This is a genomic window from Pseudomonas sp. PDM24, from assembly GCF_019218905.1.
Taxonomy (GTDB): domain Bacteria; phylum Pseudomonadota; class Gammaproteobacteria; order Pseudomonadales; family Pseudomonadaceae; genus Aquipseudomonas.
This window is the reverse complement of the sequence record NZ_JAHUWR010000004.1, coordinates 277,485-303,030: the sequence shown is the minus strand read 5'-3', so window position 1 is coordinate 303,030 and position 25,546 is coordinate 277,485. Positions and strand designations below refer to the sequence as shown.

Here is a 25,546-nt window from a genome sequence, read left to right as displayed (position 1 = left end):
TCCTTTCAGACGCCATCAATCCATCTGATCAGCAATCAACTCTCAGCAATCAACCAATCCATCTGCCACCCACCCTGGGTCTGCCCAAGCTTCTTGGACAACCACGGCAGCAACTCACGCAATTCCTCTTCAAGCCCCCACGGCGGATTGGCAATCGCCAACCCCGAACCATTCAAGCTGTTGGGCGTATCCAGCGGATGCACCAACAACTCAACCCGCAACAACTTCGGCGCGCCCGTACCCGCCAAATCCTGATAGAACCGACGCAACATGCGCTGATCCTTCACCGGGTACCAAATCGCCGCCACCGTCTGGCGCATCCGGCCAATCGCCTCTTTCAGCGACGCAGCACAACGCTGCATCTCATCAAGCTGCTCGAACGGCGGATCAATCAACATCACCGCCCGCTTCTCCTGCACCGGTAACATCGCCCGCGGCACATGCCAGCCTTCGCCCAAGTGCACCTTCACCCGACGATCACCAGCCATGTTGTCCTTGAGCAGCAAGCCATCTTCGGGGTGCTTCTCGTTGAGCATCACCCGATCCTGCGGCCGCGTCAGACGCCGCGCCAACTCCGGCGACCCCGGGTAATAGCGCAACTGGCCATCCGGGTTCATGTCGTGCAGCACCTTCATGTAATCGGCAGTCAACGCCGGCAAATCCGGCTGATCCCACAACCGCGCGATCCCTTCCAGGTACTCACCGGTACGGCTCGCCTGATCGCCCTGCAGGTCATACAGACCAATACCGGCGTGAGTGTCGAGATAGGCAAACGGCTGCTCCTTGCGCGACATCAGGGCGATGAGGCGGGTCAAAGTCAGGTGTTTGAACACATCGGCGTGATTGCCGGCATGGAAGGCGTGACGATAATTCATGATTGCTCCTGCGAAGGCCGGGAAGTTTACCTTGTACGGCGCAGAACGTCAGGACCTCACAGCCGAGCGGACAATCTGCGCGGCAATCATCCCAACGCAAGAGCAAGGGCGTGATCACAACCCCCTGTAGGAGCTGCCGAAGGCTGCGATCTTTTGATCTTGATCTTGATCTTGATCTTGATCTTGATCTTGATCTCGATCTCGATCTTGCTCTTGCTCTTGCTCTTGCTCTTGTGGCGAGGGAGCTTGCTCCCGCTGGGCTGCGGAGCAGCCCCAAGAAACCTGAAACCACCACAAACCTCCGTGGCGAGGGGACTCACCCCCGTTCGACTGCGCAACAGTCGCCAAACCAAACACCGCGGTGTACCTGACAAAACCGGAATGCAGGTTTTGGGGCCGCTCCGCAGCCCAACGGGAGCAAACCTCCTCGCCACAAAAGCAGCCAGTCGCTATTGCGAAGACATCGCCCGCAACCGCCGCCCAATCACATCCAGCACATCACACCCATCGCGCAATGGAATGGCACAGAGCAAAGCGAAGTCACTAAGAATGAACGACTCACACTCAACCGAACCACGCATCGACATGTTCTCCAGCACCTGCGTGACGGCGCGAATTCGATAGTTGGCAGCGTCGTATAAAACATCGAGCGGCGCGTGGGTATCGACGAACAGGGTGGGCATGTCGGTGCAGTTGCCGGTCAATGCCATGAAGCGGTTTTCGGGATGAGGGATTATTTTTTCGTAGGGTGGATCTGGGGTCAGTGTTTTCATTTTTTGAGACCTTTGGCGGATAAATTTAAGCTACCAACGGCCTTTCCTACGGGCTTGGGTGGCAGCCGTACGCGGGAGTAGGAAACTGAGGAATCCACCAAACTCAGCCACGCCGAAGCGTGCCCCGCGCACAGCCGCCGCGAACGATCTTACGGACACGAATTAAGTGCCGCAATCAAACGACAGCGCTGATGCACGGTGAATCCCAAGGGTTCCTACACCCTGCCACTGCATTTGCAGCGACAGCCAAAGACTATCCATGGATCTCACTTCGCACCAGTTCATGGAAACCGATACGGTTTGAAGGAAACTTCCGACGACATTGTCCGGAAATTTCGATGTCACAACATAGTTTTTAAACACCTTCCGATTAATCTGTGGTGCTGGCAATCAAAGCACTGAGAGTTTGACGCTTGGGATTCCAAATTGTCAGGCACCACACCCCCCACCATTCCAAGCCAGCATCAAAGTAGTCGCTCCAAGATTCGCGTCCAGGGATCGCATCCTCGTTATCGAGCCATTCCAGCTTAAAGCCTTTAACCCAGTTTATTACTACAACACCATCATGCTCTTCGAGCCCCAAAGTTTGGCGCCATTCATGGAACAGTTCCTGCGCTTCGAGCTCTCCGCCTTTAAATTCCGTACCATAGGGCGGCTCTCTAAAATGAGCATAAAGCGCTAGCCGCCCTCGAACATAATCATCCGTCAGAATCAGATTATGTATCTCTTCTTGATTCAAAACAGTAGCAACGGCTTTATCCAACTCCCAGCTGATAGCTGGACCTCCGGAACTTATATACTCTGGATTCTTTATTAAATCGTTGTGCCAATCCCACGCTTCTTTCATGAGCTTTTCGTGAAGCCCGACCAACGCATGCCGATGAATCGCTTCGTCAACCTTCACACCTTCATCAGGAGAAAGGACTACAAAATTAAAAACACAACCTGCGTCATCCATTCGATCAAGCAATGACGCAGTCTTCTCTTCTTCAATAACTTTCAACACATATAAACCCTAATTAACTAAACCACTTAGCCATAAGAAAAAACGGGGCGAATTTGTTTTTCTTATTTCATCTCAGCCTGATATCGCAACAAACACGCCAAAAGGACGCGCATGAATTTACGCTGATCTTCAATCTCATCGTCAAAATAGGTTGTCAATTTCTCAAAAACGGAATCAAAACTTTCCTCCCCTTCCAAATAGTAAATCAATGTATCGATATACCACGCGCGATCATCATCACTATAGATAGTGAATTCTGGCTTCATAAGAAGATCAAACAGCTCAGCCAACTCTGCCTCGTCATTAACATCCTTAGACACTATGATTTCTTCTCTTTCAACACTGTCAACATTGTCAATGTCGAACAGAAAAAGTAGACCACGCAAAATAGAAAGTTTAGGCGGGCGCTTCATAATCAAAAATCCGCGTACGTAGTTATAGGAGCACCAGCGTTATCCAGTATGGCGACAGCGTTTGTTTGCTTACCATAGACTACGCCCCCTCGCTTGTACCCTTCGCCTATCTGCTTACCCATATTCATTGGCTCCTTAGATGCCGCAAGACCATTTCGCCTGAATATCAGCTGAGCACGGTGAATGACGTTCAACTGATCTCTGTAACTAATAAAACGTGTCGCCGCACTAGGTATCTTTGGCTGGCCAGCCTTTCTTCCGCTTGTGTACCTTTCAATAATCCCCGTTGTTGGGTTGCGTCCGGTCATTGCCCGCTCACGTTGCGACGCCAAACTTGTCTGTTTGCCATGTTTTTCTAGAAAATGCGCTCCGGGAGTGGCCTTCTCCATCTCATCCAAACGACGGTACGCATTCGCCTCCGCCAACTCATCAATCCTCGCCCTCCGCTGCTCCGCCGTCATCTTCGGCAGTGCCGGCTCACCCTCATCAACCCTAGCGCCAGTCGTATCCCCCGGCACCGTACAACCTGATTGATTCGGCGGTGGGCAATTCCCGCTCAACCCCAACGGATCAACCCACCCCGTCGGATTCGGCGTGTACTGGTACTGGTTCAGCCCACCCGCCAACTTGATCGGATCCGGCGTCAGATACCGACCAACCTCCGGATCATAGTACCGATGCCGGTTGTAGTGCAGACCGCTCTCGGCGTCGAAGTATTGGCCCTGAAACCGTAACGGTTGCTCGAGCTGCTCGCCACCGCCGAACGCCAGACGAGTCACTTTGCCGTAGGCGTTGTACTTCGCCGACCAGACAATCTCGCCACCAAAATCAGTCAGTTCCTGCGGCGTGCCAAGGTGATCGAGTTGGTAGTAGAACGGGCAGGCCTTTTTCGGGCCTTTGCCGTCGAGCAGGGCCAGCGGGCGGAAGCTGCCGGGTTCGTAGACATAGCTGCGGTAATGCTCTTTGCTGCTTTCGGCGATGAGCTGGTCGCCCTGCCAGAAGAACTCGGTGGTTTTGCCGTCGACGGTTTTGGTGATGCGGCGGCCGAAGGCGTCGTAGCGGTAGCTGGTGCAACGTCCATTCGGGGTCGTTACGCCGACCAAGCGATGCTGGCAGTCGTAGCGGTATTCGGTGACGAGTTTCTGCCCTGTGCCGCGACGTTCGCGGATCAGGTTGCCGAAGGCGTCGTAGTCGTAGTGACGATCGCCCTGCATCAATAGGCGATTGCCTTTGACGGTCGCTGCACCGGGACGGTCCTGCATCAGCAGGTTGCCCGCCGGGTCGTGGGCAAAACTTTCCGGCGGATCGTCGCGGGTGTGGCGCACGCGGGTCAGGCGGTTGAGCGGGTCGTACTGGTAGTTGCGCTGGCCGTGGCGGGTGTCGGCGATGTGGTCGAGATTGCCGTTGGCGCTGTAGGCATAGTCGCGGCGGTAGAGGTTTTTTTGCTGTTGGCTGACGGCGTGGGCCTTCAGTCGGCCCTGGTCGTCGTAGGCATATTCGCTGAGCAGCAGGCCCTGTTGGCGGTTTTGTTCGCGACCGGCGAGGAAGTTGTGCGACGTAAGCCGCGCGCCATTAAGGTCGATGGCCGTCAGCGCGCCACCCTTGGCGTGGCGGTAGTCGAGTTTGCTGCCATCCGGCAGGCGCAGGCGGTTGAGCTGGCCGCAGGCGTCGTAGCCATAACGCAGCGTGCCCCAACCCTGGTGCTCGGTGATCAGCCGGTCCTGCTGGTCGTATTCGAATTCCAGCGGGTGGTCGTGACCGTCGTCGACGCCGATCAATCGGCCAAGGCTGTCGTAGCGATACTCGACCTGGATGCCGTCGGGCAGGGTTTTGACCAATAGGCGTCCGGCCGAGTCCCGCTGATAGCCGGTGATTAGCTGCGAGCCGTCATCGCCGAACTCGGTTTTTTCCCGCAGGTGGCCGTTGAGGTCGTAGGCGTACGCGGTGCGCTGGCCGTCGAAGCCGGTTTCCTGTCGGATCAATCCGCCGGGGGTGTAGTCCAGCCGATAGTGTTCGCCGGCTTCGTTTTCAATGTCCGTGAGCAGCAGCTGCGCGTTGTCGTAGCGGTATTGGAGCTGGGTGCCGTCGGGGTTGAGGCGGCGGCTGACCAGGTGCAGGTCGTCGGCGTATTCGTAGCGGGTGACGCGACCCAGTTCGTCGCGTTCGGCGGTGATCTGGCCGTAGGCGTTGTAGCTGAACCCGCGCGTGGCGCCGGTAGGCAAAGTCGTCTGGATCAGTCGGCCGACGGCGTCCCATTGGTAACGAGTAACGGCACCGTGTTCGTCCTGACGGGTAATCCTTCGGCCCAGTGCATCGTAGGAAAAGCGCCGCTGGCCGCCATCCGGCAGCGTTTCCTCAAGCAACTGGCCCAAGGCATTCCAGACGAACACATGCCGACTGGTGTCCGGGTAGCGGATCGACAGCAAACGCCCCTGAGCGTCGTAGTGATAATGGGTGACCTGGCCATCGGGATCGGTCGCTTCGGTGACATCCCCCTGGGCATTGCGCTGATATTTCCACACCGCTTTGCCGCGATAGCGCGCATGCAGGAAACCATTGCGATACTCGTAGGCCGTTGGCTCGTCTTCCGGTGGAATCAGCGCCGCCAAGCGTCCGACTTCGTCGTAACGGTATTCGGTGACGGCCCCGAGCGGATCCTGCTCGGCTATCAACCGCCCCTGTTCGTCATAGGCCTTGAGGTGTTCGCCGCCATCCAGCTCGACTTTGCGCACCAGCCGCGCCCGGTCGTCGTGGACATACACCTCCTCGCTGCCATCGAGGTTCTGGACGGTGACGCTGCCCTGGTCATCCCAGACATAACGCGTGTCCATCTGCGAAAACGACGCCCAGTGGCGAACACATCTGGCCGCTTTGCCGGACCTTTCCCACTCCCAAAAGAAACTCGCCCCACCGGCCAGTTGCCGCTGCAAAATCACGTGCTGATCGTCGTAGTCGTAGCGTTCGCTCTCGCCGGCGGCGTTGCTCGCCTCGATCAGTTGAGCGCATTCGTCGTAGCGGTAACTGACCAGCGTTTGCTCGGTATGCCAGGCCTCATCGAGGGTCTGCGCCGGGACAAACACCTGATAGTCGACGGCGATCAGATGGCTGCGCTCATAGCGCAACAGCAAGGCACGACCGGCGCCGTTGTCGAGGCGCTGGATGCGCTGCTGGCGGTCGCGGGTGATGCGCAAGCGGTTGTCGTACGCGTCGCTGATCGTGGTCAGAAAACCGTTGTGAAAGTGGTAGAAACGGGTTTCTTCGCCGGCTTGGGCGAGGATCAGTTCCTCGGGGTCAGCACCGAGATAAATCGCCGCGCGCGACAAACTGTTGTGGATCGTCGGGCGTTCGGTGTTCGGTAAGGGGAAGGAGGTGCGACGGTTTTCGTGATCGATCCAGATGACCGTGTCGCCGTCGATTTCCAGGCGATGGGATAACGAATGGCTCCAGCCGAAGCCGAGGCCGCCATCGATCTCGGCGGCGCTGGTGCGGTAGAGCCGGGTGAAGTCGAACGGCAGAATCCCGTCCAGCACACCGTCGGTGAGGGTCAGCAGTTCTTCGCCGGTGACCATCGACACCGGGCAACCGTTCTTGCAGGTGGACGGCACGCACGTGGCGCTGTCGTCGTTGGGGTTTTTCGCCTGATCCGGGACGTTATCGTGGTATTCGTTTTGCTTGAGCGTGGTGTTGCGCTGGGCATCCCAACGCAGTTGCATCCGGCCTTTTTTCAAGCCCGCCGCGATGCCACGCGCAGCGACTTTTTTGTAGCGGTCGACGTAGCTGATGAAGTTACTGATGATCGTGAAAACCGCCTTCACGAGACGCAAAACGGCACTGAGTAACTGCGCGGCTCGATCAGCCAAACGCATCGTCAAATAGGCGATGCCAGCGCCCGCCCCGGCGAACGTCAGGACGATGCCTATCAGGATGTCGATCAACAGCTGCACCACCACCATCGACACCGCCTCGGCGGTTTTTCCAGCGATTTCGCTCGGTGGCAGCATGTCCAACCAAAGGCTGGCGCTGCGCACCAGCAAACACAGCGCCGCTTCGTCACTGGCTAGCAGCTGGGCTTTTTCCATGACATCCGGTGCGGTTGTTGCGAGCTTCTCCAGTGCTGCGGCGCTTTCACCCAACCGCTCTGCGAACTTCGCCGGATCCTTGAGAATGTCCGAAAGCAGGCTGATGCCGTCCCACACACCTTCAATTGCCGCCCAACTTCCCGCGAGCAATCCATTGCCTACAGCAACCGAAGACGATTGCGACCACTTCGGCTTGAACGTCTTCCATTCATCACGCAGCCATTTCTCAAGTTCCTTCGTCAGGCCGTTGTAGGAAGAGAAAAGATCTTCAACGTGCTGCGGTGTGACTTCGTGGTGGACGTGAATGCGGTAGAACTTGCCCTCGTCCCCTCGGAACGTCCCCTTTCCGTTTTTATCGAGCGTGACCGGCGTCGACATCCCGCTCTCTTGCGCAACCACATCGACCTGAATATTGCCGACTGGAATGTCATAAACCGATTCAAACTTGCTTTCGATCTCGAGCTTTCCACCTTTCGGGCACTGCACGACGGTGGAGAAAAAGTCGTCATCGCCACTGCTCACGACGGTGCTGGCATTGCCAAACCGGATGATCCGCTCCATGCCCATCAGCGAAGGCAAATCGGCGGCATGACTGGCCTTATCCGCCACCCGACTGAACCAGTGTTTGAGCTGTTCGCGGTAGAGCGTCAGGGTGTCTGGAAAACTGTCGAGCTCCTGCTCGATGCGCACAATCTGATCCATCAGCTCAGCTCCGCCATCAGGTAATCCACCAACGCTTGTTTCGGTGCTTGGGGCAGGTCCGGCGCCTCAAGAAAACTCGCGGCCTTGCGCCGCAAAATACTTTCGGAAAACGCCTCATAAAGATCAGGGCGGTCCTCGCTCAACCACTTCAGCAAGTTGTTGATGCGAGTGGTGGCGGACTCAGTGGCGAGGTGTTTGAGCAGCGGCTCGGAAACTTCCCACCACGGAAAATCCCTGGCGGTTTTCAATGCACTGCCGCCGATATCGAGCGGTTGCCCATTGATCAAACAACGGTCAATGACAGGCATTAACTGCGTGGCGTTAACCTCGGCAGACCGAAGAATCGACAACAAATAACGCCCATCCCAGAAACGGAAAAACACCGCGTTGCCGTTGGGCAAAAGAACTTGAGTGAGGCTGCGCAAATGCTCGACCAGCACTTCTTGAGAGGCAGAAGAAACCGCCAGCCAACCCCAATCGCGGGACTCGGTCGTAGCGACCCACTCCAAAAACTCACCGCCGACAGCGACGATTCCGACATAGGGCATCACCGCTTCCCACTCGGCATACGCGGTATCAGCCCAAATCGGGCTCGGCGCTTGAGCTGAGATCGAGCGTTGCCAGGCTTTGAACGGTTCAGCCGCACTGGCACTGCTGAAAATCGCGAACAGCTGCTCCGACGGTTGCAGCGGCTGGCGCTCCAGCCAGGTGTGAGGTGACAAGGCATCAGGCGGCACAGACACCGTCCTTGCAGCGCTCACACTCTTCGCAAAATGGCGCGTCACTTTGCAGGCTAAGGATCTGTGCAGCACTGAGCAGCGCCGCCGGGGCGGCGGCGAGTTTCAACGGAACATCCGGCAAGCTCGGTGCAGCGGCCATGGCCGCCATCGGTGCACCACCGACCACAATCGGCACGCTACTGAAAATCCCGCCAGGGCCGATGTTGATCCACTGCCCGCCCGCCTGAATGGTCGCGCTGGCGCCGCCGTCGATGACCACTTGCTGGCCGGCGCTGACGTGGAATTGCTGGCTGGCGTTGAGGGCCTGACTGGTCACGCGAATGTGCCGGTCGCCGACCACCACCAAATGATCATCAAGTCGCACTTCGGTCTGGCGCTGACCGTGGGTGATGCGTTTTTCGTCAGCCTTGAGCTCATGGCGGGCGGTGCCGGTGACGACGATGCTGCGCTGGTTGTCGACCTGCACCTGCTGATCATTCAGTACATGCTGAGTCCAGTTTCGCTGGGCACGCAGGTAGATTTCCTCGGCGCCTTTGCGATCCTCGATGCGCAATTCGTTGTAACCACCGCCACCGGGACTACTTTGGCTACGGAGAATGCTGCGGGTCTTGTCCGCCGGCAGATCGAGCGGCACCGGGGTCGCGGCGTTGGGCAGGCACCCCATGACCAGCGGCTTGTCGGCATCGGCGTCGACGAACCCCACCAGCACTTCCATACCGACGCGCGGAATCATCACGCTGCCGTAGCGGTCGTGCGCCCAGCCAGTGGCGACACGCAGCCAGCAACTGGAATGCTCGTTGAGCTGACCGTCACGGTCCCAGGCCAGTTGAACCTTGACCCGACCGTACTCGTCGCAATGGATTTCGCTGTCAGTCGGGCCGGTGACCACGGCAGGTTGATAGCCGAGCATGCGTGGCTTTTCCGGCCCCAGCGCGGGGCGAAAAGCAACGTCCCACGGCGTCGCCAGAAAGGAATTGCGATAACCCTGGAAATCATCCGGGCTGTCGCTGGTGGCCGACTCTTCAAGGACCTGCGGCTGCCGACCACGGTGTTCAATTTCAGTGATCAACCACAGGTCATTCCACGTTTGACGCGGGTGTTCGGCGAGGTGTAGGAAATGCCCACTGACCAAAGCAGATTCGTCGCCGCGACCTTCGGCTTGGCGGTAATCCGTGCCGTGGCGTTCCAAGGCCCGTTGCGCCAGACGTTTGCCGCTTTCGCGGTCGGTGAATTGACCAGGGAAGTGGTAGTCCTCCAGCACCGGTCGCTGCTCGCTGTCGAGGCGGCTTTCGAGTTGCAGGCGTGGTTTACGGAAGTCGTAGTCCCGCCGAGTGACCGCCGTAGTACGGGTTTCCAGGCGCACGTTGAACCGCTTGATCGCTGGCGCATCCGCTGCCATCCCACTGCCTGGCAAGTACAGCGTCGGCTCGGGTAACCGGGGGAAAACCGTCTGGTCATCGCCGAATACCAGCAAGTGCCCGTCGGGGCTGTGCTGGAAGTGATAATGAATGCCGACCTCGGCACACAGACGCTGAATGAATGCCAGATCGCTTTCGGCGTACTGAACGCAGTACTCGCGCGCGGGGTAGTCGCTGCCGAGCCGGAACTCGAAGGCATCGCGCTGGATGCCGTGGTCTTTGAGGATTTGCGTGACGATGGTCGGCACGCTTTTGTGCTGGAAAATCCGCTGATTGATACGCTGACCGAGGTACGCCAGACGCGGTACGAGACTGATTTGATAGCCCGTCAGACGTTGGCCGGAATCGCTCTGGCCGACGCGAAAAATCTGACCGTGAATACCGGAACCTTGCGCATCGAAACTCAGAAACGCCTGACGATGCAGTAGGCTTTCGAGGTCAATGTCGGGCCGTTCGCTGACCAGTTCCAGGTCAAAGCGATAGGGTTGGCTGATGGCTTCCTTGCCCGTGAACTCAAGTACCTTGAGCTCATTCTGGACGCCGTCGAGGGTCAACGTGAAACGCGGTTGATTGGCAGGCGCGAACATCCGATGTGTCTCTGCAGAATGAAGGCGGGCGATTCTGCATGAGCGACAAGGGGTGTTGACGGAGGGACAAGGAAATCAGATTTCCCCTACTTTTTTAGGGATTTTTCCTTCAAAAATCGGGATATTTGGCTACAGACATTCCCTGCAAAAGTAGTGTGTTGCAGCGGATGACCTCTTCGCGGGCAAGCCTCGCTCCTACAGTGCTGCGGCGAACACAAATCCTGTAGGAGCGAGGCTTGCCCGCGAAGGCGGCATTAAAAACACCGACCCTTATCCTGCAAACCAAAAAAACGGCCCGCCTCCATCCAGGAAGCGGGCCGTTTTCATGTCGGCGAAAGGTCAGAGCATCAGCTCATCCCCATCACTTGTTCAGGCGGAAATCTGCCTCGGCAGCCGCAAAGCGCTGAAGCATGCCGTGAGTCGGCGTGCCCAGCTTGCTGACGATGTAGATCGCCAGGCTGGCGAAGATGAAACCAGGGATGATTTCGTACAGGCCCAGCAGTTCGAAGTGTTTCCAGACGATCACGGTGATCGCGCCGACCAGGATGCCGGCCAGTGCGCCGTTGCGGGTCATGTCTTTCCAGATCACGGAGATCAGGACAACCGGACCGAACGCAGCACCGAAACCAGCCCAAGCGTAGCTGACCAGACCCAGTACACGGTTTTCCGGGTTAGCCGCCATCGCGATGGCAATCAGGGCAACCAGCAGCACCATGGCGCGACCGACCCAGACCAGTTCAACCTGGGAAGCGCTTTTACGCAGGAAGGTTTTGTAGAAGTCTTCGGTCAGGGCGCTCGAGCACACCAGCAGCTGGCAGCTCAGCGTACTCATTACCGCCGCCAGAATGGCCGACAGCAGTACTCCGGCAACCCACGGGTTGAACAGGATTTTTGCCAGTTCGATGAATACACGCTCGTGGTTTTCACTCACTGGCATCGCCACGGCAGGGTTTGCCGAGAAGTAAGCGATACCGAAGAAACCTACCGCGACGGTGCCGCCCAGGCACAGGATCATCCAGGTCATGGAGATGCGACGGGCGTTGGCGATCGACTTGACCGAATCCGCCGCCATGAAACGCGCCAGGATGTGCGGCTGGCCGAAATAGCCCAGCCCCCAGCCCATCAGCGAGATGATGCCGATAAAGGTGGTGTTTTTCAGCATGTCGAAGTTGCTGGCGTCTTGCGCTTCGATGGCCAGGAACGTGGTATCGATGCCGCCGGTCGCCAGCAGCACGATGATCGGCGTCAGCAGCAGGGCGAAGATCATCAGTGTGGCTTGTACGGTGTCCGTCCAGCTCACTGCCAGAAAACCACCGACGAAGGTGTAGGCAATCGTCGCCGCAGCACCGGCCCACAGCGCTGTCTCGTAGGACATGCCGAAGGTACTTTCGAACAGACGGGCGCCGGCCACGATGCCGGAAGCGCAGTAGATGGTGAAGAACACCAGGATCACGACCGCAGAGATGATCCGCAGCAGGCCGCTTTTATCTTCAAAACGGCTAGAGAAGTAATCCGGCAGGGTCAGTGCATCGCCGTTGTGCTCGGTCTGCACACGCAGACGGCCGGCGACGAACAGCCAGTTCAGGTAAGCACCGATGATCAGGCCGATGGCGATCCAGCTTTCGGAAAGACCGGACATGTAGATAGCGCCCGGCAGGCCCATCAACAACCAGCCGCTCATGTCGGAAGCACCGGCAGAAAGCGCGGTCACGACGCTGCCCAGGCTACGACCGCCCAGAATGTAGTCAGAAAGGTTGTTGGTGGAGCGATAGGCCATGAAGCCGATCAGCACCATTGCTGCGATGTAGATCACGAACGTGATCAGGGTTGGATTGCTTACGCTCATTGAGTTACGCCCTGGCATTGTTTTTATGTAGCAGCGGCTGGTGAACCGCTCGCAAACGACGACGTTTGACGGACGATTCGGGGTCCCGCGCATTTATGACTGATGTTTCCCCAGGAAAGCCATCAGCCGGCACACCGATCTTTTTGACCGGTTGCACCTTGGCCGCGAATGCTATTCAACAAAGCAAATAAGGTGCAACCAGTTTCGTGCGAATAAGTTGCACCTAGTCGGATTTTCCTGAAAAGGGTCGGTTTTTGCTCCTTTTCAGGGCGTTTTTCGGGTTGCGCTAGAAGTAAAAGCACCAAGCAGGCGCGGGAGGGATGTACCAGAATCAGTTTCCTGACGAGCTGCTTATTATTCCGACAAAAAAAGGGTTGCACCCGGTTGCACCTCGACTGACGCACAGCTAATCTTGCCGCCAGCTGATGCCACGCGGTCGTGGCAAACATGAGGATAAAAATATGGCTACCACCACTCTTGGGGTCAAACTTGACGACCCGACCCGCGAACGCCTCAAGGCCGCCGCGACCTCGATTGATCGCACGCCGCACTGGCTGATCAAGCAGGCAATTTTCAATTACCTGGAAAAACTCGAGGGTGGTGCAACCCTGTCCGAGCTGAACGGTTTGAACGGCAAGGAAGTTGACGAAGCGGGCGAGATCCACGTCGATCACGCTCATCAATGCTTCCTGGAGTTCGCTGAAAGCATCCTCCCGCAATCGGTGCTGCGCGCGTCTATCACTGCCGCCTACCGTCGCCCGGAACCTGAAGTGGTGCCGATGCTGATCGAGCAGGCGCGCCTGCCGGCAGCGATGGCGGAAGCCACCAACAAGCTCGCCGCCTCGATTGCCGAGAAATTGCGCAATCAGAAAAGCGCCGGCGGCCGTGCCGGGATTGTTCAGGGCCTGTTGCAGGAATTTTCCCTGTCGTCCCAGGAAGGCGTAGCGCTGATGTGCCTGGCCGAAGCGCTGTTGCGTATTCCGGACAAAGGCACCCGTGACGCGCTGATCCGCGACAAAATCAGCACCGGCAACTGGCAGCCGCACCTGGGCAACAGCCCGTCGCTGTTCGTCAACGCCGCCACCTGGGGCTTGCTGCTGACCGGAAAACTGGTCGCCACCCACAACGAAGCGGGCCTGACCTCGTCCCTGAGCCGCATCATCGGCAAGAGCGGCGAGCCGATGATCCGCAAGGGCGTCGACATGGCCATGCGCCTGATGGGCGAGCAGTTCGTCACCGGCGAAACCATCGCCGAAGCCCTGGCCAACGCCAGCAAGTTCGAAGCCAAAGGCTTCCGCTATTCCTACGACATGCTGGGTGAAGCTGCACTCACCGAGCATGACGCCCAGAAATACCTGGCCTCGTACGAACAAGCCATTCACTCGATCGGCAAAGCCTCCCACGGTCGTGGGATTTATGAAGGCCCGGGCATTTCGATCAAACTGTCCGCACTGCACCCGCGTTACAGCCGCGCCCAGTACGAGCGCGTGATGGAAGAGCTGTACCCGCGCCTGCTTTCGCTGACCCTGCTAGCCAAGCAATACGACATCGGCCTGAACATCGACGCCGAAGAAGCCGACCGCCTCGAGCTGTCCCTGGATCTGCTGGAGCGCCTGTGCTTCGAGCCGCAACTGACCGGCTGGAACGGCATCGGTTTCGTGATCCAGGCTTACCAGAAGCGTTGCCCGTATGTGATCGACTACGTGATCGACCTGGCTCGCCGCAGCCGTCATCGCCTGATGATCCGTCTGGTGAAAGGCGCGTACTGGGACAGCGAAATCAAGCGCGCCCAGGTCGAAGGCCTGGAAGGCTATCCGGTCTACACCCGCAAGGTGTACACCGACGTTTCCTACATCGCCTGCGCCCGCAAGTTGCTGTCGGTGCCGGAAGTCATCTACCCGCAATTCGCCACGCACAACGCCCACACGCTGTCGGCCATTTACCACATTGCCGGTCAGAACTATTATCCGGGTCAGTACGAGTTCCAGTGCCTGCACGGCATGGGTGAACCGCTGTACGAACAGGTTGTAGGCAAAGTTTCCGAAGGCAAGCTGAACCGTCCGTGCCGCGTGTACGCTCCGGTTGGCACGCACGAAACACTGCTGGCGTACCTGGTGCGTCGTCTGCTGGAAAACGGTGCGAACACCTCGTTCGTCAACCGCATCGCCGACCAGTCCATTTCGATTCAGGAGCTGGTGGCCGATCCAGTGGCCAGCATCGAGCAGATGGCTACGCTGGAAGGCGGCTTCGGCCTGCCGCACCCGCGTATCCCGCTGCCGCGTGATCTTTATGGTGCCGAGCGCGCCAACTCCAGCGGCATCGACATGGCCAACGAACATCGTCTGGCTTCCTTGTCCTGCGCCCTGCTGGCAACCGCTCATAACAACTGGAAAGCGGCGCCGATGCTCGGTTGCGCGTCCAGCACTGAAACCCCTGCGCCAGTCCTGAACCCGTCGGATCTGCGTGACGTGGTGGGTCACGTGCAAGAAGCCACCGTCGAAGACGTCGACAACGCAATTCAGTGCGCCCTGAACGCCGCCCCGATCTGGCAGGCCACCCCGCCGGCCGAACGCGCCGCGATTCTGGAACGTGCCGCCGATTTGATGGAAGGCGAGATCCAGCCGTTGATGGGCCTGTTGGCTCGCGAAGCCGGCAAGACCTTCGCCAACGCCATCGCCGAAGTGCGTGAAGCCGTGGACTTCCTGCGTTATTACGCGGTGCAGGCGCGCAACGATTTCACCAACGACGCCCACCGCCCATTGGGTCCGGTGGTTTGCATCAGCCCGTGGAACTTCCCGTTGGCCATCTTCAGCGGCCAAGTCGCTGCGGCATTGGCTGCCGGTAACCCGGTACTGGCCAAGCCTGCGGAACAAACCCCGCTGGTAGCGGCTCAAGCCGTGCGTTTGCTGATCGAAGCCGGTATCCCGGAAGGCGTGCTGCAACTGCTGCCGGGCCGTGGCGAAACCGTCGGCGCCCGTCTGGTCGGCGACGATCGGGTCAAAGGCGTGATGTTCACCGGTTCCACCGAAGTCGCTCGTTTGCTGCAACGCAACGTCGCCGGTCGTCTGGACGCTCAGGGTCGTCCGATTCCGCTGATCGCCGAAACCGGTGGCCAGAACGCGATGATCGTCGACTCCTCGGCGCTGACCGAACAGGTGGTGATCGACGTGGTGTCCTCGGCCTTCGACAGCGCCGGTCAACGTTGCTCGGCGCTGCGGGTACTGTGCCTGCAGGAAGATTCCGCTGACCGTGTCATCGAAATGCTCAAGGGCGCCATGGCTGAATGCCGTCTCGGTAATCCAGAGCGCCTGTCCGTGGACATTGGCCCGGTGATCGACGCCGAAGCCAAGGCCGGCATCGAGAAGCACATCCAGGCCATGCGCGACAAAGGTCGCAACGTGTACCAGGTGGCCATCGCCAACAGCGAAGAAGTCAAACGCGGCACCTTCGTGATGCCGACCCTGATCGAGCTGGAAAGCTTCGACGAACTGCAAAGGGAGATCTTCGGCCCGGTGCTGCACGTGGTTCGCTACAAGCGCAAAGAGATCGATCAACTGATCGGCCAGATCAACGCTTCCGGCTACGGCCTGACCCTGGGCGTACACACTCGCATCGACGAGACCATCGCCAAGGTGATCGACAACGTCAACGCCGGTAACGTCTACGTGAACCGCAACATCGTCGGTGCTGTGGTTGGCGTGCAGCCGTTCGGCGGTGAAGGCCTGTCGGGTACTGGCCCGAAAGCCGGTGGTCCGTTGTACCTGTACCGCTTGCTGTCGACACGTCCTACCGATGCGATCGAACAATCCTTCGCTCGCGGCGATGCTATCGCTGCACCGGACGTCCGTCTGCGTGATGCCATGAGCAAACCGCTGACAGCGCTGAAAACCTGGGCCGACAGCAACAAGTTCGCTGACTTGAGCACCCTGTGCGTACAGTTCGCGGCGCAATCGCAAAGCGGGATCACCCGTGTTCTGGCTGGCCCGACCGGCGAGCGCAACAGCTACGCCATCCTGCCGCGCGAACACGTGCTGTGCCTGGCCGACGTCGAAGGCGATCTGCTGACTCAATTGGCTGCGGTATTGGCCGTGGGCGGCTCGGCGGTATGGCCGGACGCTGAACCGGGCAAGGCCCTGTTCGCACGCCTGCCGAAAGAAATTCAGGCGCGGATCAAGCGGGTTGCCGACTGGACCAAGGACGAAGTGGTGATTGATGCGGTTCTGCATCATGGCCATTCCGACCAGTTGCGTGCGGTGTGCCAGCAAGTGGCCAAGCGTGCCGGTGCGATTGTTGGGGTTCATGGTTTGTCGCAGGGCGAGACCAACATTGCGCTGGAGCGCCTGGTGATCGAGCGGGCGTTGAGCGTTAACACTGCTGCTGCGGGTGGTAATGCCAGTTTGATGACGATCGGTTAAATCGCAATAAGACCGGGCACCTGCAATGGGTGCCTGGTTTGCAAAATCCCTGTGGGAGCGGGCTTGCTCGCGAAGGCGGAGTGTCAGTCGACATCAACATTGACTGATCCACCGCATTCGCGAGCAAGCCCGCTCCCACATTTGATTAGCGGTGCCCGCACCACACCATCACGCTCATCAATCATCCTTTCAGCCCGCCCTCCCCACGCCTAGACTCGGTCCATTCCAAAAGAAGGTAGGCCGCCATGTCCGAGACGTTGCTCAGTTCCCGCAATTTGGCTTTCGAGCTGTATGAAGTCCTTGATGCCGAGGGCCTGACTCAGCGTGAGCGGTTCGCCGAGCACAACCGCGAGACCTTCGATGCGGCTATCGGCACCGCCCGCAGCATCGCCGAGAAGTTCTTCGCCCCGCACAACCGCAAGGGCGACGAGAACGAACCGCGCTATGAGGACGGTCAGGCCATTCTGATTCCGGAAGTGAAACCGGCGGTGGATGCGTTCCTCGAAGCCGGTTTCCTCAACGCCGCGCGCAGTTTCGACGCCGGCGGCATGCAACTTCCTACGTTGCTGTCGCAAGCGTGCTTTGCGCACTTTCAGTCGGCCAACGCGGCGTCGACTTCCTACCCGTTCCTGACCATGGGCGCGGCGAACCTGATTGAAAGCTTCGGCACCGATGAGCAGAAGCAGCGCTTCCTGCAACCAATGATCGACGGTCGTTTCTTCGGCACCATGGCTCTCACCGAGCCCCATGCCGGCTCGTCGTTGTCGGATATTCGTACCCGCGCCGAGCCTGCGTCCGACGGAACCTATCGACTCAAGGGCAACAAGATCTTCATCTCCGGCGGCGATCACCCGCTGTCGGAAAACATCGTGCACATGGTGCTGGCCAAACTGCCGGACGCACCGGCCGGGGTGAAAGGTATTTCGCTGTTTATCGTGCCCAAGTTCCTGGTCAACGATGACGGCAGCCTGGGCAAACGCAACGACGTGTTGCTGGCCGGGTTGTTCCACAAGATGGGCTGGCGCGGCACCACGTCTACCGCGCTGAACTTCGGCGACAACGGCGAATGTGTCGGCTATCTGGTGGGCAAGCCGCACCACGGTTTGAGCTACATGTTCCAGATGATGAATGAGGCGCGGATCGGCGTCGGTATGGGCGCGGTAATGCTGGGTTACGCCGGGTATCTGTACTCCCTGGAGTACGCTCGCGAGCGTCCGCAAGGTCGCGTCCCCGACAGTAAAGATCCGACCACCGCCCCCGTGGCGATCATTCAGCATGCCGACGTCAAACGCATGCTGCTGACCCAGAAGGCTTATGTAGAAGGCGCGTTCGACCTCGGGTTGTATGCGGCGCGACTGTTCGACGACACCACGACACTTGAGAACGAAGCCGAGCGCAAACAGGCTCATGAGCTATTGGACTTGCTGACACCGATCGTCAAATCCTGGCCATCGGAGTTCTGCCTGAAGGCCAACGAACTGGCGATCCAGATTCTCGGCGGCCACGGTTACACCCGTGAGTACCCGGTGGAGCAGTATTACCGCGACAACCGTCTGAACCCGATTCATGAAGGGACTCACGGCATTCAGTCGCTGGACTTGCTGGGTCGCAAACTGGCGCAGAACGGTGGTGCGGGGCTCAAGCAATTGATCCGTCTGATTGCCGACACCGCCGAGCGCGCTCAAGCGTATGAATCGTTAACCGCGCTGCGTGAGCCGCTGGAGAAATTGGTGGCGCGCCTGCAAACGGTGACCATCGGCCTGTTGACCGATCTGGCCCAAGGCAAGGTCAACAGCAGCCTGGCGAACTCGGCGCTGTACCTGAAAGTGTTCGGGCACACGGTGATTGGCTGGCGCTGGCTGGAACAGGCGATTCGTGCCGAAGAAGGGTTGGCCAAGGGCAATACGGCGGATGTGGGCTTCTATAAAGGCAAGCTACAGGCGGCGCGGTATTTCCTGACGTGGGAAGTACCGGGTTGCCACCATGAGCTGGCGATTCTTGAGGCGCGGGATGATGTGTGCCTGACGATGCGGGATGAGTGGTTTTGATCCTATCCTTGTGGTGTTGCTGAAATTCGCGAGCAAGCCCGCTCCCACACTGGTTCTGCGGTGAACATATTATTTATGAACACCGTTGATCGAATGTGGGAGCGGGCTTGCTCGCGAAGGCGTCAGTACAGGCAATATATTTATCAGCTCAACTTGAACCCACCCATCTGCCGTGCCAAATCATCCGCCAACCGCTGCAACATCTGACAGTCTTCCCGACAAGCCCTGACTTCCTCCGCTGTCGCTCGAGCCAAATCAGAGATCCCCTGGACGTTGCGGTTGATCTCTTCCGTCACCGCCGACTGCTCTTCCGTCGCCGTGGCCACCTGACGGTTCATGTCGCTGATGCGCTCGACCTGTCCGGTAATTGCCGTCAACGACGCCCCGGTGCGCTGGCTCGACTCAACACCGGTGCCGGTCGCCGCTTGCCCGGCGTGCATGGAAGACACCGCATTCTCCGCGCCCTGCTTGAGGCTGCCGATCATCTGCTGAATCTCGTCGGTGGACGACTGAGTCCGCCGCGCCAATGTCCGCACTTCATCGGCCACCACCGCAAACCCGCGCCCCATGTCCCCGGCCCGCGCCGCTTCGATGGCCGCATTCAAAGCCAAAAGGTTGGTTTGCTCGGAAATCCCGCGAATCACCGCCAACACCTGATCGATGGACGCCACTTGATGGGCCAACTCGCACACCGCACCGGCAGCAATACCAATCTCGTCGGACATGCTTTCGATATGCCGAATCGACCCACCCACCACTACCCGTGCCTGAAGTGCTTCATCCCGCGCGGTTTGCGAAGCGACGGCTGCATTGCCAGCGTTCTGCGCGATTTCCTGTACGGTCAGGCCCATCTCGTGGACAGCGGTGGCGACCATGTCGGTCATTTCCTGCTGACGGCCCGAGCGTTCGGCCGTGTTATCCACCACCCGCGCCACCTGGCCGACCGCCGTGCGCAAACGTTCACTGGCGGCCAAGACTTCGCCGATTATGTCGCGCTGACTCTCCAGGAACCGATTGAAGCCGCGAGCCAGATCACCGAGTTCATCGGCGCGGCTGGAATCTAACCTGTGGGTCAAATCTCCACCACCGCTACCGATGGCTACCAGCGCCGCTGTTACCTGACGAATCGGCCGTACCAATCCACGGGCCAGCAACACCACCAGCATCAGGCAAACCAGTGCCACCGCCAGGCCGATACCACTGCTCATCCACATCGCGCGGCGGGCTTCGGCGTAGATCTGCGACTGCGGCACTTCGGCCACTAGGGTCCAGCCCAGATCACGCAGCGGCAGGCTCAATGCCAGAAAATCTTCGCCATCGCGGACAAAACTGCTGGTGGCGAACGCGGTGGAGGTAGAGAGCTGCCCCATGACCGCTTGCGCCGCCGAGGCACCGATCTGCTCGACCAGCGTGCGTTTGCCGCTGAACTGCGTCTCGGGGTGAATCTGGATCAAACCGTCGGCGCGCACGAGATAGACCTTGCCGCGTTCACCGAAGTTGAAATTCTGGATCAGCTCCGACAGCTCTTTCATGCTCAGGCCCAGCCCGGCGACGCCCACGACCTTACCGGCTTGCTCGACCTTGAGGTCGATGAACAGCGCCAACTCACCGGTGGCGGTGTCATTGTCGATATTGAGGGTGCGCGGCTGATTGCTGTCGAGGAACGAATAGAACCAGGCGTCGTTGGGATTGGAACGGCTGAGCGTCCGGTCGAGGCCTTTTTCAGTGAAGTAATGGCTTGAAGCGGCCCCGATAATCAGCGCGGTAAAGACTTTATGTTCGGCGCGGATGCCTTCCAGATAGTTCACGAAGGTGTCGGTCTGGGCGCTGTTCTCGCCCCCGGCCAACCAGTCGCGCACCATGCTGTTACTGGCGATGTCTTTCGCGGCGGTAAGAGGTTGAACGAGGATTCGTTCGATGTCGTTGCGCATCGCTTCGATGCTCGACGGCAGCGCTTGTTCGACCAGATAGCGCTGGGCGAGGCGGTTGACCACGAGGGTATAAACGCCAACCACGATCAGAATACTGACCAGCAGGGCGGTGCCCATGCTCAGGATCAACTGCCATTGAATACTGCGTCGCCAGAACTGCATGGAGCACCCCCAAAGAATAAGAGGCTGAAACACTGCAACAGCCATGCCGATTGTATACAACTCAAGCGACAATTTATTCTTTGGTTGTGCGCAAACTGATCAGGCCTGATTGATTGTCTTGGCGATCACTTCAACCGTGGCGCTGACTTGCTCTTGGTAACGGTCGAGTTCTTGCTGGTGACGCTTTTGCATTTCGATCTGCTGCGAGCACAGATTCATCGCCGCCAGCACCAGCAAGCGGTCACCGATCAGCGTCGGGTATTTCTTTTTGGTCTCGGCCAGGGCGGCCTTCAACATTAATGCGGCGTCCAGCAGGGTCTGCTCTTCCCCGGCCGGCGCCTTGATCGAATAGTCTTCCCCCAGAATCGAGACGACTTTTACCCCTGCGGCGCCGTAACTCATGCGCTGACAGGGCCGGCGCTGACGCGCTCAACCAAGGCCTGAATGCGTGCGGCGGTGGCGCCTTGCTTCTCTTCCTGTTCCATCAGGCTCAGTTGCAGGCTTTCGTTTTCATCCTTGACCTGGGCCAGTTCCGCGCTCAGGGATTGATTGGTGCCGAGCAGAGTCTGATTCTGCTGCACCAGGTCGCTGACCAGTTGTTCCAATTGGCTTAGGGATGCTTCCAACATTTTGATTTTCCGGGCATTTTCAAAGGGCGCGTACGATAAAGAAAAGTCACCATTGACGCCAGGGTTATTCGGGCGCAAGGCCTTGATTTTGCTGGCGGGCGACCGTCCTCGCGAGTCTTAAAGACTGTGTTTGGCGGCTCTGGTTCCTGCACTTCGTCGCCGCGGTCCTTCTGCGACAAAAGCGCGCAGCGTCTCAAGACTTTAGTCGTATGACCGATAAGCCATGCATACAGCAGTCTCAGCCCCGCACGGATGCGCTCTTTTCGGTGAACACCATGTCTTTACGAAATATGAATATCGCACCGCGGGCGTTCCTCGGTTTTGCCTTGATTGGCAGCTTGATGCTGGTTCTGGGAGTGTTCGCGCTGAACCAGATGAGCAAGATTCGCGGCGCCGCCGAGGAAATCACCTCGAACAGCGTACCGAGCATCAAAAGCCTCGACGAGTTCACTCAGCTGACCTTGCGCCTGCGCGTCCTGTCTTACCGTTTGCTGGTGAACCGCGAGCCGGACGTCCAGCAGAAAACCATGGACCTGCTGGAAACCCGTAATCAGCAGATTCGATCGGCTCAAGCCGTCTACGAAAAACTGATCGCCAGCCCGCAGGAACGTGCGGCCTATGATCAGTATGTGCAGTTGCTGGGGCAGTATCGCCAGATCGAAGACCGGATGAAGAGCCTGTCGCGCGACAATCAGATCGACGAACTGCGTACGCTGCTCAATACCGATTTGCTGACGAACTCTGAAGCCGTCAACTCCGTGCTCAACCGTTTGCTGGAGATCAACACTCAGCAGACCCTCGACACCAATCAGCAAGCCGTCGACCAATACGCCTCGGCCTTCAACCTGACGGTGACCCTGCTGGTCATCGCCACCGGCCTGACCCTGCTGTTCGCCTGGCTGCTGACCAACAGCATCACCAAGCCAATCGCCAACGCCCTGAGCGCCGCCGAAGCAATCGCCGAAGGCAACCTGACGCGCCCGATCACGGTCGACGGTGAAGACGAAGCCGGTCGCCTGCTGGCCGCCATGGCGAAGATGCAGGAAAAACTGCGTGACACCCTGCAACGGATTTCCGGTTCGGCCACGCAACTGGCGTCCGCCGCGGAAGAGCTCAACAGCGTCACCGATGAAAGCGCCCGTGGCCTGACCCAGCAGAACAACGAAATCGAACAGGCCGCCACCGCCGTCAATGAAATGACCAGCGCCGTGGAAGAAGTCGCCCGCAACGCCGTGAGCACCTCCGAAGCCTCGAAAAATGCCACCACGTCGGCGGGTGACGGTCGTGACCTGGTGCAGGAAACCGTGAGTGCCATCGAGCGCATGAGCGCCGACGTACAGAGCACCGCCACCCTGATCGGTGATCTGGCCAACGAGTCGCGAGACATCGGCAAAGTGCTGGACGTGATTCGCGGTCTGGCGGACCAGACCAACCTGCTGGCGTTGAACGCAGCCATCGAAGCAGCCCGTGCCGGTGAAGCCGGTCGTGGTTTCGCAGTCGTTGCCGACGAAGTGCGTGCCCTGGCCCATCGCACCCAGCAGTCGACCAGCGAAATTGAACGCATGATCGGCAGCATCCAGAGCGGCACCGAACACGCCGTGGATTCGATGCGCAACAGCACCGAGCGCGCCGAGTCGACCTTGAATATTGCCCGTGGTGCAGGCATGTCGCTGGACACTATTAATAGTGCCATCGTCGAAATCAACGAACGCAACCTGGTGATCGCCAGCGCGGCCGAAGAGCAGGCACAGGTGGCCCGTGAAGTGGACCGCAATCTGGTGAACATTCGTGACCTGTCGGTGCAATCGGCCACGGGCGCCAACCAGACGAGCGCGGCCAGCAACGAGCTGTCGCGCCTGGCATTGGACCTGAACAACATGGTTGGGCGGTTTAGCCTGTAACCGAGTAAGGCCGAAACGATCGCAGCCTTCGTAGGAGCGAGGCTCGCCCGCGAAGGCGGTGTATCAGTAGACATAAATTGAGACTGACACACCGCCTTCGCGGGCAAGCCTCGCTCCTACGAAGAGCTGCAGCAGGCTGCGATCTTTTGATCTGCAAAAGCTTTTTGACAGCATCACATTTCAACAGGTTAGAATCGCTGGCACGCAGACTGCATGGTCAGTTTGTGCCCGCCTTTAGCTTTCTGGAGTACTGCCTTTGAATGCGACGACCATCAACAGCCTGTTCTTGATCGGCGCGTTGCTGGTAGGTGCGAGCATTCTGGTGAGCTCACTTTCATCGCGCCTCGGTATCCCGATTCTGGTGATCATCCTCGCGGTGGGCATGTCGGCCGGTGTCGACGGTGCCGGCATTATTTTCGATAACTATCCAACCGCTTATCTGGTCGGCAACCTCGCCCTGGCAGTGATCCTGCTCGACGGCGGCTTGCGCACCCGGGTGGCGAGTTTCCGCGTGGCGTTATGGCCGGCGCTGTCGCTGGCCACGGTGGGGGTATTGATTACCACTGGACTGACCGGAATGGCGGCGGCGTGGTTGTTCGACCTCAATATGATTCAGGGCCTGCTGATCGGCGCCATCGTCGGCTCCACCGACGCCGCGGCCGTGTTCTCGCTGCTGGGCGGCAAGGGCCTGAACGAACGGGTAAGCGCGAGCCTGGAAATCGAATCCGGCAGCAACGATCCGATGGCGGTGTTCCTCACCGTGACCCTGATCGACATGCTCGCCAGCGGCGAAACCGGCCTGCACTGGAGTCTGCTGGGGCATTTGGTGCGTGAGTTCGGCATCGGCGGCGTGATCGGCCTCGGCGGTGGTTGGCTCATGCTGCAACTGGTCAACCGTATCAATCTGGCCACCGGCCTTTATCCGATTCTGGTGATTGCTGGCGGTCTGGTGGTGTTTGCCCTGACCAACGCCCTGCACGGCAGCGGCTTTTTGGCGGTGTACCTGTGTGGCCTGGTGATCGGCAACCGCCCGGTGCGCAGTCGCCACGGCATTTTGCACATGCTCGACGGCATGGCCTGGCTGGCGCAGATCGGCATGTTCCTGGTGCTGGGGCTGTTGGTTACGCCCCATGACCTGCTGCCGATTGCCTTGCCTGCACTGGGCCTGGCGCTGTGGATGATTCTGTTTGCCCGCCCGCTGTCAGTGCTGGTCGGCCTGTTGCCCTTCAAGGCATTCCATGGCCGCGAAAAGGCATTCATTTCCTGGGTTGGCCTGCGCGGTGCCGTACCGATCATTCTGGCGGTGTTCCCGCTGATGGCGGGGCTGCCCAATGCTCAGCTCTACTTCAATCTGGCGTTCTTTATCGTCCTGGTGTCGCTGCTGGTGCAAGGCACGAGCCTGCCCTGGGTTGCCAAGCTTTTGAAAGTGACCGTCCCGCCAGAGCCTTTGCCGATCTCCCGATCGGCGCTGGAAGTGCATGTCACCAGCGAGTGGGAGCTGTTCGTGTATCGCCTCGGTGCCGAGAAATGGTGCATTGGATCCCCTCTTCGCGAGCTGAAAATGCCCGAAGGTACCCGTATCGCGGCCCTGTTTCGTGGCCAACAACTGCTCCATCCGTCGGGTAGTACGGTGCTCGAAGTCGATGATTTGCTCTGCGTCATCGGCCATGAACACAACCTTCCGGCCCTCGGAAAACTCTTCAGTCAGGCTCCGCAACGGGGGCTGGATTTGCGCTTCTTCGGCGACTTCGTACTCGAAGGAGACGCCCAGTTGGGCGCGGTTGCTGCCTTGTACGGGTTGAAAGTCGAAGGCATCGATCCGAACATGTCCCTGGGCCACTTCATTGCCCAGAAAGTAGGCGGTGCGCCGGTAGTCGGTGACCAGGTGGAATGGAACAACACCCTCTGGACCGTCGCTGTCATGGAAGGGAACAAGATTGGTAAGGTAGGCGTCAGATTCCCCGAAGGAAGTCGCCCCGGCCCCGGCCTGTTCCTCTAAACTCCACACTTCGTCTCGTTTT

15 protein-coding genes and 2 pseudogenes are annotated in these 25,546 nt (G+C 58.9%); 5 read left to right on the top strand and 12 right to left on the bottom strand.

The genetic code is table 11. The features are described 5' to 3' along the window. Window positions 1-35: 35 nt before the first annotated feature. From KW837_RS15940 to putP, 8 genes are all read right to left on the bottom strand, one after another. Window positions 36-875 (bottom strand): 23S rRNA (adenine(2030)-N(6))-methyltransferase RlmJ, encoded by an 840-nt coding sequence (locus tag KW837_RS15940; RefSeq protein WP_123500052.1) that lies wholly within the window; start codon window positions 873-875, stop codon window positions 36-38. Window positions 876-1,324: 449 nt separating this feature from the next. Next, window positions 1,325-1,648 (bottom strand): hypothetical protein, encoded by a 324-nt coding sequence (locus tag KW837_RS15935; RefSeq protein WP_218397116.1) that lies wholly within the window; start codon window positions 1,646-1,648, stop codon window positions 1,325-1,327. 370 nt (window positions 1,649-2,018) lie between these two features. After that, window positions 2,019-2,654: a hypothetical protein gene (locus KW837_RS15930; protein WP_218397114.1), complete on the bottom strand. Its 636-nt coding sequence runs from the start codon at window positions 2,652-2,654 to the stop codon at window positions 2,019-2,021. A 62-nt stretch (window positions 2,655-2,716) separates the two neighbouring features. Then, window positions 2,717-3,067, bottom strand: coding sequence for a hypothetical protein (locus KW837_RS15925; protein WP_218397112.1), 351 nt, complete (start codon window positions 3,065-3,067; stop codon window positions 2,717-2,719). A 2-nt stretch (window positions 3,068-3,069) separates the two neighbouring features. After that, the gene (locus KW837_RS15920) at window positions 3,070-7,848 is read right to left on the bottom strand and encodes an RHS repeat-associated core domain-containing protein (RefSeq protein WP_218397110.1); all 4,779 of its coding nucleotides are present in this window, start codon (window positions 7,846-7,848) and stop codon (window positions 3,070-3,072) included. Next, window positions 7,848-8,585, bottom strand: coding sequence for a DUF4123 domain-containing protein (locus KW837_RS15915; RefSeq protein ID WP_218397108.1), 738 nt, complete (start codon window positions 8,583-8,585; stop codon window positions 7,848-7,850). Before KW837_RS15915 ends, KW837_RS15920 begins: the two co-directional genes overlap by 1 nt. Further along, window positions 8,575-10,593, bottom strand: a complete 2,019-nt coding sequence (locus KW837_RS15910; protein ID WP_218397106.1) for a type VI secretion system tip protein VgrG — start codon at window positions 10,591-10,593, stop codon at window positions 8,575-8,577. Before KW837_RS15910 ends, KW837_RS15915 begins: the two co-directional genes overlap by 11 nt. Window positions 10,594-10,954: 361 nt before the next feature. Beyond that, a complete protein-coding gene (gene putP / locus KW837_RS15905) occupies window positions 10,955-12,439 on the bottom strand; it encodes a sodium/proline symporter PutP (RefSeq protein ID WP_192346819.1) in 1,485 nt (494 codons plus the stop codon). Window positions 12,440-12,900: 461 nt separating this feature from the next. Between putP and putA the strand changes: the two genes are divergently transcribed. Together putA and KW837_RS15895 are read left to right on the top strand one after the other, a co-directional pair. Further along, a complete protein-coding gene (putA, locus tag KW837_RS15900) occupies window positions 12,901-16,854 on the top strand; it encodes a trifunctional transcriptional regulator/proline dehydrogenase/L-glutamate gamma-semialdehyde dehydrogenase (RefSeq protein WP_192346817.1) in 3,954 nt (1,317 codons plus the stop codon). 245 nt (window positions 16,855-17,099) lie between these two features. Beyond that, window positions 17,100-18,902, top strand: coding sequence for an acyl-CoA dehydrogenase (locus KW837_RS15895; RefSeq protein ID WP_218397097.1), 1,803 nt, complete (start codon window positions 17,100-17,102; stop codon window positions 18,900-18,902). Window positions 18,903-19,045: 143 nt separating this feature from the next. Here the strand turns inward: KW837_RS15895 and KW837_RS29110 are convergent, their stop codons facing one another. From KW837_RS29110 to KW837_RS15880, 4 genes and pseudogenes are all read right to left on the bottom strand, one after another. Beyond that, window positions 19,046-19,753, bottom strand: a complete 708-nt coding sequence (locus KW837_RS29110) for a methyl-accepting chemotaxis protein (protein ID WP_371317141.1) — start codon at window positions 19,751-19,753, stop codon at window positions 19,046-19,048. A 207-nt stretch (window positions 19,754-19,960) separates the two neighbouring features. Further along, window positions 19,961-20,833: pseudogene (locus KW837_RS29105) on the bottom strand (cache domain-containing protein); the annotation flags it as partial. Window positions 20,834-21,094: 261 nt separating this feature from the next. Next, window positions 21,095-21,397 (bottom strand): cell division protein ZapA, encoded by a 303-nt coding sequence (locus KW837_RS15885; RefSeq protein WP_007903196.1) that lies wholly within the window; start codon window positions 21,395-21,397, stop codon window positions 21,095-21,097. Next, on the bottom strand, window positions 21,394-21,624 hold the full coding sequence (locus KW837_RS15880; protein ID WP_007903194.1) for a hypothetical protein: 231 nt from the start codon (window positions 21,622-21,624) through the stop codon (window positions 21,394-21,396). Before KW837_RS15880 ends, KW837_RS15885 begins: the two co-directional genes overlap by 4 nt. A 209-nt stretch (window positions 21,625-21,833) precedes the next feature. On the opposite strand from KW837_RS15880, the pseudogene KW837_RS29100 reads away from it, so the two are divergent. The 3 genes and pseudogenes from KW837_RS29100 to KW837_RS15870 form a co-directional block, all read left to right on the top strand. After that, a pseudogene (locus KW837_RS29100) lies at window positions 21,834-22,670 on the top strand (MCP four helix bundle domain-containing protein); the annotation flags it as partial. Then, a complete protein-coding gene (locus KW837_RS29095) occupies window positions 22,653-23,525 on the top strand; it encodes a methyl-accepting chemotaxis protein (protein ID WP_371317140.1) in 873 nt (290 codons plus the stop codon). The pseudogene KW837_RS29100 and the gene KW837_RS29095, both read left to right, overlap by 18 nt. A 256-nt stretch (window positions 23,526-23,781) precedes the next feature. After that, window positions 23,782-25,524, top strand: coding sequence for a potassium/proton antiporter (locus tag KW837_RS15870; RefSeq protein ID WP_007903190.1), 1,743 nt, complete (start codon window positions 23,782-23,784; stop codon window positions 25,522-25,524). The last annotated feature ends 22 nt before the right edge of the window (window positions 25,525-25,546 follow it).